Raw genomic sequence first — 13933 nt, forward strand, 5'->3', positions numbered from 1 at the left:
CAACCGGCGCGATACGACACCGCCGCGGGCCATCGGTCGGGTGGTCCGCACCCGGACGCCAGCGGGCTACGACCCGTTAATCCCGTCCACGCCGAGTAGCCCTCCGCTGCCGCCGGTACCACCGGTGCCGGCCGCCACGCCGTCGCCGCCGTTGCCGCCGTTACCGCCAGCGCCGAACAACCCCACGTCGCCGCCGTCGCCGCCGTCGCCGCCGTCACCGATGATCCAACCGTCCCCGCCGGCACCGCCGTTGCCGGCGTTGCCCACCCATCCGGCCCCGCCGCCGCTGCCGCCGGCACCCGCGACCGTGCCCCCGGTACCGACGGCACCACCGATACCGCCGGCACCACCGCTGCCGAACAGGCCACCCGCGTTACCACCGGCACCACCGGCACCACCGTTGTTAGCGCTGCTGGACGTCGAAATCCCGCCAGCACCACCAGCGCCACCGCCACCACCATCACCGAACAGCAAGCCCCCACTACCGCCCGCACCACCGGCACCACCAGCGCCGTCGGCGGTGTTGTTCAAAAAGCCGACCGCGCCAGCCCCACCATTACCGCCGGCACCACCATTACCGCCCAGCAACCCGCCGGCGCCACCAGTCCCACCGGCACCCCCATCACCAAGGCCACTGGCACCGCCGGAACCACCGGCACCACCGAGACCAAACCCGAGGCCACTGCCGGCACCGCCAGTACCACCAACACCGCCGCTACCACCGGCACCCAACGCACCATTACCGCCGACACCACCAAGACCGAACAACGCGCCACCGGCGCCACCCACACCACCGTCCCCACCCGTACCGAACCCACTAGCGCCACCGAACCCACCGGCCCCGCCGAAACCGATCAACCCAACGCCACCACCAGCACCGCCGTCACCGCCGCCAGCATTCTCAGACAGCGGGCCACTAAACCCGCCCGTGCCACCATTGCCACCCAGACCGATCAGCAGACCGCCACGCCCCCCGGCACCGCCCTGACCACCGAATGACAGACCAGGGTCGGTCGGGAACCCGACGCCGGTGCCACCCACGCCACCAGCCCCACCGACACCGAACAGCCCCGCATCCCCACCAGCACCGCCACCACCACCGGAACCACCCGCCCCGGTACCACCGGTCCCGCCGCTACCACCATCCCCACCGAACAGGCCGCCTCCTCCACCAGCCCCGCCGTCCCCGCCGGCACCGGCCCCACCTTGCCCGCCCCGCGCACCAGCCCCACCGGACCCCCACAACAGACCACCATCACCACCGGCACCAGCATTGCCGCCAACACCGGAGAAGCCGGTGCCACCAGTCCCGCCTATGCCACCAACACCGAACAAACCGGCATCACCGCCGTCCCCGCCGATCCCACCCGAGGGACCCTGCCCAAACCCGCCGAACCCACCACTGCCACCGATCCCCAACAACCACCCGCCACCGCCACCATCTCCACCGGCCCCGCCCACGCTGACCTGGCCAACCTCCAAGCCATTCGTGCCGCCCGCACCACCATCACCGCCAACACCACCGGTGCCCAACATCCCGGCCGCACCACCAGCACCGCCGGCCCCACCCGCATTGGCGCCCGAACCACCGAAACCACCGGCCCCACCGTTAGCGAAGGACAACAGCCCCGCATCGCCGCCAACACCACCCACACCGCCAACACCCGCATTGCCGATACCACCCGTACCGCCACCACCACCAACACCAAACAGCCACGCCCGCCCACCAGCCCCACCAGCACCCCCATTGAAGGCCCCAACACCCCCGGTACCACCAGCACCACCGTTACCCAACAACCACCCACCAGCACCACCAGCCCCACCCACGGCACCGTTATTCCCGAACATCTCGGTGTTACCACCAGCACCCCCGGCACCACCACTACCGAACAACCCCGCGTTCCCACCGGCCCCACCGTTTTGACCCTCCCCACCCGACCCCCCGGCACCACCATTACCCAGCAGCCATCCGCCGCCCGTGCCGTCCGCCCCACTGCCGGCCGTTCCGGGCGTTCCGTTGCCGATCAACGGGCGCCCGGTCAGGGCCTCGACGGGTGCATTGATCGCGTTCAGTGTTTGTTGCTGCAGGATATGTAGCGGCGAGGTGCTCCCCGCGGCATTGAATCCATCCAGGCCCAACAAGAAGCCGCTGGTTCCGCCGGTGCCAGTGTCGCCGGCTGTGACGCCGGTTCCGCCGTTGCCGCCGTTACCGCCGTTACCCAACAGCACGGCGTCGCCGCCGTCGCCGCCGTCGCCGCCGTCACCGATGATCCAACCGTCCCCGCCGGCACCACCGTTGCCGGCGTTGCCCACCCATCCGGCCCCGCCGCCGCTGCCGCCGGCACCCGCGACTGTGCCCCCGGTACCGACGGCACCACCGATACCGCCGGCACCACCGCTGCCGAACAGGCCACCCGCGTTACCACCGGCACCACCGGCACCACCGTTGTTAGCGCTGCTGGACGTCGAAATCCCGCCAGCACCACCAGCGCCACCGCCACCACCATCACCGAACAGCAAGCCCCCACTACCGCCCGCACCACCGGCACCACCAGCGCCGTCGGCGGTGTTGTTCAAAAAGCCGACCGCGCCAGCCCCACCATTACCGCCGGCACCACCATTACCGCCCAGCAACCCGCCGGCGCCACCAGTCCCACCGGCACCCCCATCACCAAGGCCACTGGCACCGCCGGAACCACCGGCACCACCGAGACCAAACCCGAGGCCACTGCCGGCACCGCCAGTACCACCAACACCGCCGCTACCACCGGCACCCAACGCACCATTACCGCCGACACCACCAAGACCGAACAACGCGCCACCGGCGCCACCCACACCACCGTCCCCACCCGTACCGAACCCACTAGCGCCACCGAACCCACCGGCCCCGCCGAAACCGATCAACCCAACGCCACCACCAGCACCGCCGTCACCGCCGCCAGCATTCTCAGACAGCGGGCCACTAAACCCGCCCGTGCCACCATTGCCACCCAGACCGATCAGCAGACCGCCACGCCCCCCGGCACCGCCCTGACCACCGAATGACAGACCAGGGTCGGTCGGGAACCCGACGCCGGTGCCACCCACGCCACCAGCCCCACCGACACCGAACAGCCCCGCATCCCCACCAGCACCGCCACCACCACCGGAACCACCCGCCCCGGTACCACCGGTCCCGCCGCTACCACCATCCCCACCGAACAGGCCGCCTCCTCCACCAGCCCCGCCGTCCCCGCCGGCACCGGCCCCACCTTGCCCGCCCCGCGCACCAGCCCCACCGGACCCCCACAACAGACCACCATCACCACCGGCACCAGCATTGCCGCCAACACCGGAGAAGCCGGTGCCACCAGTCCCGCCTATGCCACCAACACCGAACAAACCGGCATCACCGCCGTCCCCGCCGATCCCACCCGAGGGACCCTGCCCAAACCCGCCGAACCCACCACTGCCACCGATCCCCAACAACCACCCGCCACCGCCACCATCTCCACCGGCCCCGCCCACGCTGACCTGGCCAACCTCCGAGCCATTCGTGCCGCCCGCACCACCATCACCGCCAACACCACCGGTGCCCAACATCCCGGCCGCACCACCAGCACCGCCGGCCCCACCCGCATTGGCGCCCGAACCACCGAAACCACCGGCCCCACCGTTAGCGAAGGACAACAGCCCCGCATCGCCGCCAACACCACCCACACCGCCAACACCCGCATTGCCGATACCACCCGTACCGCCACCACCACCAACACCAAACAGCCACGCCCGCCCACCAGCCCCGCCAGCACCCCCATTGAAGGCCCCAACACCCCCGGTACCACCAGCACCACCGTTACCCAACAACCACCCACCAGCACCACCAGCCCCACCCACGGCACCGTTATTCCCGAACATCTCGGTGTTACCACCAGCACCCCCGGCACCACCACTACCGAACAACCCCGCACTACCACCGGCCCCACCGTTTTGACCCTCCCCACCCGACCCCCCGGCACCACCATTACCGAACAACAGCCCACCGTCGCCGCCGTTCTGGCCGGTCCCCGGGGCCCCGTTGGCGCCATTGCCGATCAACGGGCGCCCCAGCAGCGCCTGGGTGGGCGCATTTACCAGGTCGTATAGGGCTTGGAGCGGAGCGATGCTCGCCGCCTCGGCGTTCGCGTATGACGCCGCACCCGAATTCAGCGCCTGCACGAACTCTTGATGAAACGCCGTCACGTGGGAGCCGAGCGCCTGATACGCCTGGGCGTGCGCACCGAACAACGCCGCAATGGCCGCCGACACCTCATCGGCACCCGCCGCCACTATCTGGATCGTTGGCACCGCCGCCAGGACGTTCGCCGCGCTGAGCGCGGACTCGATGCCCGCCAAGTCCGCTGCCGCCGACTGCATGAGCTCGGGCGCTGCGATGAGATAGGACATCTGAGCCTCCCAATACGTGTCGACACACGCGCTCTTCCATCCGACGATCGCGCAGTCACGTCAATTGGACAGAGAAACAGTAGCAACGGGCATGAATAATCGTCTGGCATTGCGCAGGACGCGCCACACCGAAAATCCCGATGCCACAGGACTCGCCGCGCGAGCCGAGTGGTTCACCCTTCGCAGCCCGAAACGCCGGCCGCTATAGCCGCTCGATGATCGTGACGTTGGCGGTGCCCCCGCCTTCGCACATCGTCTGTAGCCCGTAGCGCCCACCGACCCGCTCGAGTTCATTGAGCATGGTGGTGAACAGCTTGGCCCCGGTGGCACCCAGCGGATGACCGAGAGCGATGGCACCGCCATTGGGGTTGACCTTCTCGGGATCGGCCTTGATTTCCTTGAGCCACGCCAAAACCACCGGCGCGAACGCCTCATTGATCTCTACCGTGGCGATGTCATCGATGGACAGACCGGTCTTTTCCAGCGCATGGCGGGTCGCCGGGATGGGGCCGGTGAGCATGAACACCGGGTCGGCGGCGCGAGCACTGATGTGGTGGATGCGAGCGCGCGGAGTCAGGCCGTGATCCTTGACCGCCTGTTCGGAAGCCAGCAGCACCGCGCTGGCACCGTCGGAGATCTGGCTGGCCATCGCGGCGGTAAGCCGTCCCCCCTCGACCAGGGTCTTCAAGCCAGCCATCTTCTCCAGCGATGACTCGCGCGGCCCTTCGTCGACCCGGAAGGGTCCGGATTCCGTTTCCACACTGAGGATTTCGTTATCGAAGCGGCCACCCCTGATCGCCGCGAACGCACGCGCGTGGCTGGTCAGCGCATACTGCTCCATCTCTTCACGCGACAAATTCCACTTCTCGGCGATCATCTCCGAACCGCGGAACTGCGAGATCTCCTGATCCCCGTACCGGTGCAGCCACTGCTTGGATTCGTTGGTCGGCGAGCTAAAGCCGAATTGTTCACCGACGATCATTGCCGACGAGATCGGGATCTGGCTCATGTTCTGCATGCCACCGGCCACGATGAGGTCCGCCGTTCCGGACATGATCGCTTGCGCACCAAAGGAGATCGCCTGCTGGCTGGAGCCGCATTGGCGGTCCACGGTGACACCCGGCACTTCTTCGGGATATCCCGCCGCAAGCCAGGACAACCGTGCGATATTGCCGGCCTGACCGCCGATGGCATCGACACAGCCCGCGATCACGTCGTCGACCGCGGCCGGGTCGACGTCAACTCGATCCAGCAGTCCCCGCCACCCCAAGGCACCCAGGTCGACGGGATGTACCCCCGCCAACGCTCCGCCACGCTTGCCCACCGCGGTACGTACAGCGTCGATGACGTACGCCTCCGGCATTTTCAGACTCCTTCTTTTTGGATCCCGCCCAGCACAATGGCGAGATACTTCTGCCCGACCTGCTGCGCGGTCAGCGCTCCGCCAGGTTTGTACCAGCGCACCGACACCCAGGTGGTGTCGCGGATGAACCGGTAGACCAGGTCCACGTCGAGGTCGGGCCGGAAGTAGCCCTCCTCGATGCCCTGGTTGAGCACGTCGACCCACATTTTGCGCTGCTCTTTGTTGCGGTCCTCCAGGTAGGAAAACCGGGGCTGTGAAGACAGCCGTTGGGCCTCGTCCTGGTAAATGACCACTTGAGCGTGCCGATGTTCGATGGCCTCGAACGACGCCAGGAACAGGCCCTTGAGCCGCTCCAGCGGGTTGGGTTCGCCATCGACGATCTCGAGGTAGCGAGCGAAGAGCCAGTCCAGAAACTCGCGCAACAGCTCGTCGACCATTTCCTCTTTGGAGGCGAAATGGTGATAGAGGCTGCCGGACAGGATGCCGGCTCCGTCGGCGATGTCACGGACGGTGGTGGCGCGCAGACCGCGCTCGGCGAACATCACCGCGGCGAGCCCCAATAACTCTCCTCGGCGGCTGTTAGCCTGACCGGTCATTCGTTCCACCCGATCAGCGTATCAACCAAGCGCTTGCTCGGCCAATGTGACTAAAGACCTCAATATCAGCGAAACGCACTATCCCCGCCTGACCACCGTCGTAGCATCTGCGCCGGAACACTCCAATTCGATTTCGGCACTGGCCGCATCGGGGGGCGGCGAGGCCACTGGCAGGAGGTCAGCCATGGTCAGTTTTCCGATGTTGCCCCCGGAGATCAATTCGCTGCGAATGTTCAACGGTGCGGGTTCTACGCCGATGCTGCAGGCGTCGGCGGCCTGGAAGGGCCTCGCCGAGGAGTTGGGCGCCGCGGCGGATTCGTTTTCCGCTGTGACCTCCGGCCTGGCCGGACAGGCTTGGCAAGGCGCGGCATCGGCGGCTATGACGGCCGCGGCCAGCCCCTACGCGGGGTGGTTGAGTGCGGCGGCGGCGCGGGCTGCCGGCGCGGCCGGCCAAGCCCAGGCGGTAGCCAGCGCATTCGAGGCGGCGCGGATGGCGATGATCCATCCGCTGGCCGTGGCGGCCAACCGCAACGTGTTTGTGCAGTTGGTGCGGTCGAACTTCTTCGGGTTCAATGCGCCGGCGATCATGGCAGCCGAGTCACAGTACGAAGAGATGTGGGCCGCAGACGTGGCCGCGATGACCGGCTACCACTCCGGCGTGTCAGCGGCGGCAGCAAGTTTGAATCCCTTCCAACAGTTGTTGCAGGCGCTGCCGAACATAGGGCTCGGCAATAAGGGCGGCACCGGGAACATCGGCAGCGGAAACACCGGCAGCACCAACATCGGCAACGGAAACACCGGCAGCTCCAACTTCGGCGGCGGCAACGTCGGCAGCAACAACATCGGCGATGGGAACCTGGGCAGCGGCAACTGGGGCAGCGGCAACCTCGGCAACGAAAACATCGGTTTCGGAAACACCGGCAACCCTCTCACCAGCTCTAATCCGGGCATCAACTTCGGCTTGGGCAACTGGGGCAACGGGAACTTCGGCATCGGTAACCGCGGCGACCTCAACGTTGGCGCCGGCAACAGCGGTGACGGGAACCTGGGCTTTGGACTTACCGGCGACAATCTGGTCGGCTTCGGGAATGCCTACTACGACTCGACAACCGGTCAGTTCACGTTCAATGGACTGAACTCGGGCACCGGGAATTTCGGAATCGGCAACTCGGGTACGAACAATATCGGCTTCTTCAACTCCGGTAATGGAAACTTCGGCGTCTTCAATGCGGGCCTCTCGTCCACTAGCGCCTTCGGCAACTTCGGCGTCGGGAACTCGGGCACCGGCAACGTCGGTTTCGGCAACTCCGACATCGGCAACTTCGGCGTCGGGAACTCGGGTGTCCTCAACACCGGCTTCTTCAACTCGGCCAGTGGCAACACCGGCTTCGGCAACGCGGGCAGCACCAACACGGGCTTCCTGAATTCGGGCGACGTCAATACGGGATCCGGCAATTCCGGCCACACGAATACCGGTTTGTGGAATTCGGGCGACGTGAACACCGACATCGGTTCCACCGCCGACACCGGCGACACGAACTCGGGCTTCAACAATACCGGGAGCAATGTCTCGGGCTTCTTCAACACTGCCACCGGAACGTTTGCCGGCGACATCTCGGGCATGTTCAACCAGGCCAGCGGCGGCACCGTAAACGGCATCATCTCCGGCATCGGGAATACCGGCGTCGCGGACAGCCTCCCCGGGATTGCCGGCAACCTCACGGGGTTGTTCAACACGGGCAGCAATATGTCGGGCGTGTTCAGCCTGGAAGAACTGCTGAAACAGCTAGCGGGGTAACCGATTCGGTCGTCCGGCGCCCAGGATCGGACTTCGGCAACACATTTACCAGTGATGCGGCCGCGACAACCCGATCAGGGGTGCTGACTGGAGACCGAAATCACCTCTCCGGTCAGATAGCTCGAGTACTCGCTGGCCAGAAACGCGATGGTGGCCGCCACTTCCCACGGTTCGGCGGCGCGTCCGAACGCCTCACCGGCGGACAGCCGGTCGAGCAGCTCGGCAGAGGTGGTCTTGTCCAGGAACTTGTGCCGGGCGATGCTAGGTGACACCGCATTGATCCGCACCCCATACTCCGCGGCTTCCATTGCGCTACAGCGAGTTAACGCCATGACGCCGGCCTTGGCGGCGGCGTAGTGCGACTGCGAGTGCTGCGCCCGCCAACCCAGCACGCTGGCGTTGTTGACGATCACTCCACCATGCGGCGCCTCACGGAAGTAGCGAAGTGCGGCTCGAGTGGCCCGGAACACCGATGTGAGCGTCACGTCCAGGACGCGATCCCACTCGTCGTCGGTCATATCGGCCACCGGGGTCTGCCCGCCCAACCCGGCGTTGTTGACCAACACGTCAAGGCGGCCCATGCGGGCGGTGGTCGAGTCGATCAGCGCGTCGACCTGTGCGGTGGAACTCACGTCGCACAGCACGCTTTCGACCCGGCCCAGTCCCAGCGCGGACAGTTCGGCGGCGGTTTCGCCGAGCCGTCGCTCGTGGTGGTCGGAAATCACCACATCGGCGCCTTCGGCCAGGGCACGGCGCGCCGTCGCCGAACCGATGCCGGTGCCGGCCGCCGCGGTCACCACCACGACCTTGTCAACCAAAAGGCCATGTCCAGCAATTTCTTTCGGCGCTTCAGACAAGCTCATCCCTTGGCCTCCCGGGGCAGGCCGAGCACCCGCTCGGCAATGATGTTGCGCTGAATCTCGTTGGATCCGCCGTAGATCGTGTCAGCGCGGGTGAACAAGAACAGCCGCTGCCATTCATCGAACTCGCCGTCGGCCAGCGTCAAGCCCGGCTTGCCGATCACATCCATCGCCAGTTCGCCGAGACTGCGATGCCAGTTGGCCCACAGCAACTTCGAAACGTTGTCCTGGCCGGGCTGCTCAACATCCATGGTGGCCAGGGCATACGAACGCATTGCCCGTAGTCCGGTCCACGCCCGGGTCAGGCGTTCCCGGATGAACGGATCGTCGGCGGCGCCGGTGCGCCGCGCGAGAGCGGCCAGATCGGAAAGCTCACGGGCATAGACGATCTGCTGCCCCAGCGTCGAGACGCCCCGCTCGAAGGTCAGCGTGCCCATCGCGACGCGCCAGCCGTCACCCGGTGCGCCGACCACCAAGTCAGCATCGGTGCGGGCGTCGTCGAAGAACACCTCATTGAACTCCGCGGTACCGGTGATCTGGACGATCGGCCGGATCTGCACGCCGGGCTGATCCAGCGGGACCAGCAGATACGACAGCCCGGCATGGCGTTTGGAGCCCTTCTCGGTTCGCGCGACCACGAAGCACCACTGCGAAAGATGAGCCAGCGACGTCCATACCTTCTGGCCGTTGATTACCCATTGATCACCGTCGAGTTCGGCGGTGGTCGCCACATTGGCCAGGTCACTACCGGCGCCGGGCTCGGAATACCCCTGGCACCACAGCTCGGTGACGTCGAGGATGCGCGGCAGGAAGCGCTGCTGTTGTTCGGGTGTCCCGAAGGCGATCAGCGTTGGCCCGAGCAGCTCTTCACCGAAGTGGTTGACCTTGTCCGGCGCATCCGCGCGCGCGTATTCCTCGTAGAAAGCCACGCGGTGGGCGGTCGAGAGCCCCCGGCCGCCATGCTCGACCGGCCACCCCAGGCAGGTCAGCCCGGCCGCGGCCAGATGCTGGTTCCAGGCCCGGCGTTCCTCGAAAGCCTCGTGTTCACGTCCCGGCCCGCCGAGCCCCTTGAGCGTTGCGAATTCTCCGACCAGATTGGCCGCGAGCCAGCCGCGGACCTCCGCCCGAAACTCCTCGACGTCCTGCATGCCCTGTAGGCTAACCTACCAAGCACTTGCTTTGTTAGCCCCGGCGGTCGCCGCGTGAGGAGGAGCGTCGATGACCAGCGATCCCCGCACCGTGCCCACGGCGCTGGATCGGCTCGTGCGCCGGTTACCCAACCACGATGCACTGGTTACCGACGAGCGCAGCTTCACGGTTTCCGAGCTGCATGACGAGGTTTATCGAGCGGCGGCCGCGCTGATCGAGCTGGGCGTCAAGCCTGCGGCTCGGGTGGGCATCTGGTCGCCCAACACCTGGCACTGGGTGGTGGCTTGCCTGGCGATCCACCACGTCGGCGCGGCAATGGTCCCGCTCAACACCCGCTACACCGCCGACGAGGCCGCCGACATCCTGGCCCGGACCGAGGCGCCCGTGCTGTTCGCGATGGGACACTTCCTCGGCAGCGACCGGGTGGCCGGCCTTGACCGCAAAGCGTTGCCCGCACTGCGGCACATCGTGCGGATACCGATCGAAGAACCCGACGGCACTTGGGACGAGTTCATCGAGACCGGCACCGACACCGGCGCGGTGGCCGCCCGCGCCGCCGCGGTCAGCCCCGACGACGTCAGCGACATTCTCTTCACCTCCGGCACCACCGGGCGGAGCAAGGGCGTCCTGTGCGCGCACCGGCAGTCGCTATCGGCCTCGGCGTCTTGGGCAGCCAACGGAAAGATCACCGCCGACGACCGTTACCTGTGCATCAACCCGTTCTTCCACAACTTCGGCTACAAGGCCGGCATCCTGGCCTGCCTACAAACCGGCGCAACTTTGTTCCCGCATTTGACGTTTGATCCACTGCGCACCCTGCAAGAGATCGAACGACACCGCATCACCGTGCTGCCCGGCCCGCCGACCATCTATCAGACCCTGCTCGACCACCCCGCGCGCGACGACTACGACCTGAGTTCGCTGCGATTCGCGGTGACCGGAGCGGCCACCGTACCCGTCGTGCTGGTGGAACGCATGCAGTCAGAACTCGATATCGACATCGTGCTGACCGCTTACGGCCTGACCGAGGCAAACGGCATGGGAACCATGTGCCGAGCCGACGACGATGCGCTGACGGTCGCCACCACCTGCGGGCGGCCCTTCGCGGACTTCGAATTGCGGATTGGCCCCGACACCGGGGAAGTGCTGCTGCGGGGCCCCAACGTCATGCTCGGCTATCTCGACGACCCGCTGGCCACCGCCGCCGCGATCGACGCCGACGGCTGGTTACACACCGGAGATATCGGAGTCCTCGACGAGGCGGGCAACCTGCGGATCACCGACCGGCTCAAGGACATGTACATCTGCGGCGGGTTCAACGTCTATCCCGCCGAGGTCGAGCAGGTACTGGCCCGGCTCGACGGTGTCGCCGACGTCGCGGTGATCGGGATTCCGGACCACCGACTGGGCGAAGTGGGCCGGGCGTTCATCGTCGCCCGACCCGGCCGCAATCTCGATGAGAAATCGGTGATCGATTACACCCGTGAACATTTGGCGAACTTCAAGGCACCGCGCTCGGTTCGCTTCGTCGATACGTTGCCCCGCAACGCGGGCGGCAAAGTAGTCAAACCGCAACTGCGAGAGCTGGCCTAAATGGATTTGGATCTTGACGAAGAGACCCTGGCTTTCCAGGGCGAAGTGCGCGAGTTCCTGGCGGCCAACGCCGAGGTCATGCCGACCAAGTCATACGACAATGCGCAAGGCTTCGCCCAGCATCGAGTTTGGGACCGAGTGCTCTTCGACGCGGGCCTGTCGGTGATCACCTGGCCGAAACAGTACGGCGGCCGCGACGCGCCCCTGCTGCACTGGGTGATCTTCGAAGAGGAGTACTTCCGCGCCGGAGCACCGGGCCGGGCCAGCGCCAACGGTACCTCGATGCTGGCCCCCACCCTGTTCGCGCACGGTACCGCCGAGCAGCTAGACCGCATCCTGCTCAAAATGGCCAGTGGCGAACAGATCTGGGCACAAGCCTGGTCGGAGCCCGAATCCGGCAGCGATCTGGCGTCACTGCGATCCACTGCCACCAAGACCGACGGAGGCTGGCTACTCAACGGCCAGAAGATCTGGAGCTCGCGCGCACCATTCGCCGACATGGGATTCGGGTTGTTCCGCTCCGACCCGTCAGCACAGCGTCATCGTGGGCTGACGTACTTCATGTTCGACCTGAAGTCCAAGGGGATTACCGTTCGCCCGATCGTCCAACTCGGCGGCGACACCGGCTTTGGTGAAATCTTCCTCGATGACGTGTTCGTGCCCGACCAGGACGTCATCGGTGCACCCAATGACGGTTGGCGCGCGGCGATGAGCACGTCGAGCAACGAGCGAGGCATGTCGCTGCGCAGTCCGGCTCGCTTCATGGCGGCTGCCCAGAAGCTGGTTCAGCTGTGGAAGGACGCCGGCTCGCCCCCCGAGTTCGCCAACCGAGTGGCCGATGCCTGGATCAAGGCGCAGGCCTATCGGCTGCAGACCTTCGGCACCGTGACCAGGCTGGCGGCCGGCGGTGAGTTGGGCGCCGAATCGTCGGTCACCAAGGTGTTCTGGTCCGACCTGGACGTGGATATCCATCAGACCGCGCTCGACATCCGCGGCGCCGACGCCGAGTTGGTCAGCCCGTGGACCGAAGGTCTGCTCTTTGCCCTTGGTGGTCCAATTTATGCCGGTACCAATGAAATCCAGCGCAATATCATTTCGGAGCGGCTGCTGGGCCTGCCACGAGAGAAGAAGTGATCCGTGGAATTTGCACTAGACGAACAGCAGCGCGACTTCGCGGCCAGCATCGACGCGGCCCTCGCGGCCGCCGATCTGCCCGCGGCAGTTCGGGCGTGGTCCGCCGGTGACGTCGCGCCCGGCCACAAGGTGTGGGAGCAGTTGGCCAACCTTGGCGTCACCGCGCTGACCGTGTCGGAGAAGTTCGACGGCCTGGGCGCCCACCCGATCGACCTGGTGGTCGCGCTCGAGCGCCTGGGCCGCTGGTGTGTGCCAGGACCGGTGGCGGAGTCGATTGCGGTGGCACCCGTATTGCTCGCCGACGATGACCGCAGCGCCGGTTTGGCCTGCGGTGAGTTGATCGCCACCGTCGCACTGCCGCCGCACGCACCCCGAGCCGTCGATGCCGATACCGCGGGCCTGGTGCTGGTGGCTGGCGAAAGCGGTGTCAGCGAAGCGGCGGTGGCGAACTGCCACGAGTCCATCGACCCCAGCCGCCGCAGTTACGACGTGACGGCCACTGGTGCTGCGTGGCAGGCAGATGTCAAGCGCGCCTATGAGTTCGGGGCGCTTGCCACCGCGGCCCAGCTGATCGGTGCCGCCGAAGCCTTGTTGGACGCCACCGTCGACTATGCCAAGCAGCGCACCCAGTTCGGCCGGGTGATCGGCTCCTACCAAGCGATCAAGCACAAGCTTGCCGATGTCCATATCGCGATCGAGCTGGCCCGTCCGCTGGTACACGGCGCGGCATTGTCGCTGCAACCCCGCGATGTCAGCGCCGCCAAGGTCGCCGCTGGCGACGCGGCCCTGCTGGCGGCTCGCAGCGCGTTGCAGACCCACGGTGCTATCGGGTTTACCCAGGAACACGACCTGTCGCTGTGGCTGCTGCGAGTGCAGGCGTTGCGTTCGGCGTGGGGTACACCAGAAGTACACCGGCGGCGGGTGCTCGAGGCGCTATGACCCCCGCCGGCGACGATGGGCAGCGCAGCGATGAGAAGGAGCGGCGGCGATGACCCCCGCCGGCGACGATGGGCAGCGC

The 13933-nt window shown here is 66.6% G+C and carries 9 protein-coding genes; 4 read left to right on the forward strand and 5 right to left on the reverse strand.

The features are described from left to right. Positions 1-66 precede the first annotated feature (66 nt). From CCUG20998_RS25140 to kstR2, 3 genes are all read right to left on the reverse strand, one after another. Positions 67-4422, reverse strand: coding sequence for a PE family protein (locus CCUG20998_RS25140; RefSeq protein ID WP_116269154.1), 4356 nt, complete (start codon positions 4420-4422; stop codon positions 67-69). A gap of 202 nt (positions 4423-4624) precedes the next feature. Beyond that, positions 4625-5785: a steroid 3-ketoacyl-CoA thiolase FadA6 gene (gene fadA6 / locus CCUG20998_RS25145; RefSeq protein ID WP_020730814.1), complete on the reverse strand. Its 1161-nt coding sequence runs from the start codon at positions 5783-5785 to the stop codon at positions 4625-4627. A gap of 2 nt (positions 5786-5787) precedes the next feature. After that, on the reverse strand, positions 5788-6390 hold the full coding sequence (gene kstR2, locus CCUG20998_RS25150; RefSeq protein WP_012396570.1) for a TetR family transcriptional regulator KstR2: 603 nt from the start codon (positions 6388-6390) through the stop codon (positions 5788-5790). A gap of 175 nt (positions 6391-6565) precedes the next feature. On the opposite strand from kstR2, the gene CCUG20998_RS25155 reads away from it, so the two are divergent. Then, complete coding sequence (locus CCUG20998_RS25155; protein WP_020730816.1) at positions 6566-8179, forward strand: PPE family protein; 1614 nt, start codon at positions 6566-6568, stop codon at positions 8177-8179. Between the two features lie 74 nt (positions 8180-8253). On the opposite strand, the gene ipdF is transcribed toward CCUG20998_RS25155, so the two are convergent. After that, positions 8254-9042 (reverse strand): (5R,7aS)-5-hydroxy-7a-methyl-1-oxo-2,3,5,6,7,7a-hexahydro-1H-indene-carboxyl-CoA reductase, encoded by a 789-nt coding sequence (gene ipdF / locus CCUG20998_RS25160; RefSeq protein ID WP_012396572.1) that lies wholly within the window; start codon positions 9040-9042, stop codon positions 8254-8256. Then, positions 9039-10187, reverse strand: coding sequence for an acyl-CoA dehydrogenase IpdE1 (gene ipdE1 / locus CCUG20998_RS25165; protein WP_012396573.1), 1149 nt, complete (start codon positions 10185-10187; stop codon positions 9039-9041). Before ipdE1 ends, ipdF begins: the two co-directional genes overlap by 4 nt. 70 nt (positions 10188-10257) lie before the next feature. Here ipdE1 and fadD3 point away from each other — a divergent pair, with 70 nt between their 5' ends. From fadD3 to CCUG20998_RS25180, 3 genes are read left to right on the forward strand one after another with little or no spacing between them, the layout of a single operon-like run. Further along, positions 10258-11781, forward strand: coding sequence for a 3-((3aS,4S,7aS)-7a-methyl-1,5-dioxo-octahydro-1H-inden-4-yl)propanoate--CoA ligase FadD3 (fadD3, locus tag CCUG20998_RS25170; RefSeq protein WP_020730818.1), 1524 nt, complete (start codon positions 10258-10260; stop codon positions 11779-11781). After that, on the forward strand, positions 11782-12915 hold the full coding sequence (locus CCUG20998_RS25175; RefSeq protein WP_020730819.1) for an acyl-CoA dehydrogenase family protein: 1134 nt from the start codon (positions 11782-11784) through the stop codon (positions 12913-12915). 3 nt (positions 12916-12918) lie between these two features. Then, on the forward strand, positions 12919-13854 hold the full coding sequence (locus CCUG20998_RS25180; RefSeq protein ID WP_020730820.1) for an acyl-CoA dehydrogenase family protein: 936 nt from the start codon (positions 12919-12921) through the stop codon (positions 13852-13854). The last annotated feature ends 79 nt before the right edge of the window (positions 13855-13933 follow it).

Source organism: Mycobacterium marinum, from assembly GCF_003391395.1.
Classification (GTDB): domain Bacteria; phylum Actinomycetota; class Actinomycetes; order Mycobacteriales; family Mycobacteriaceae; genus Mycobacterium; species Mycobacterium marinum.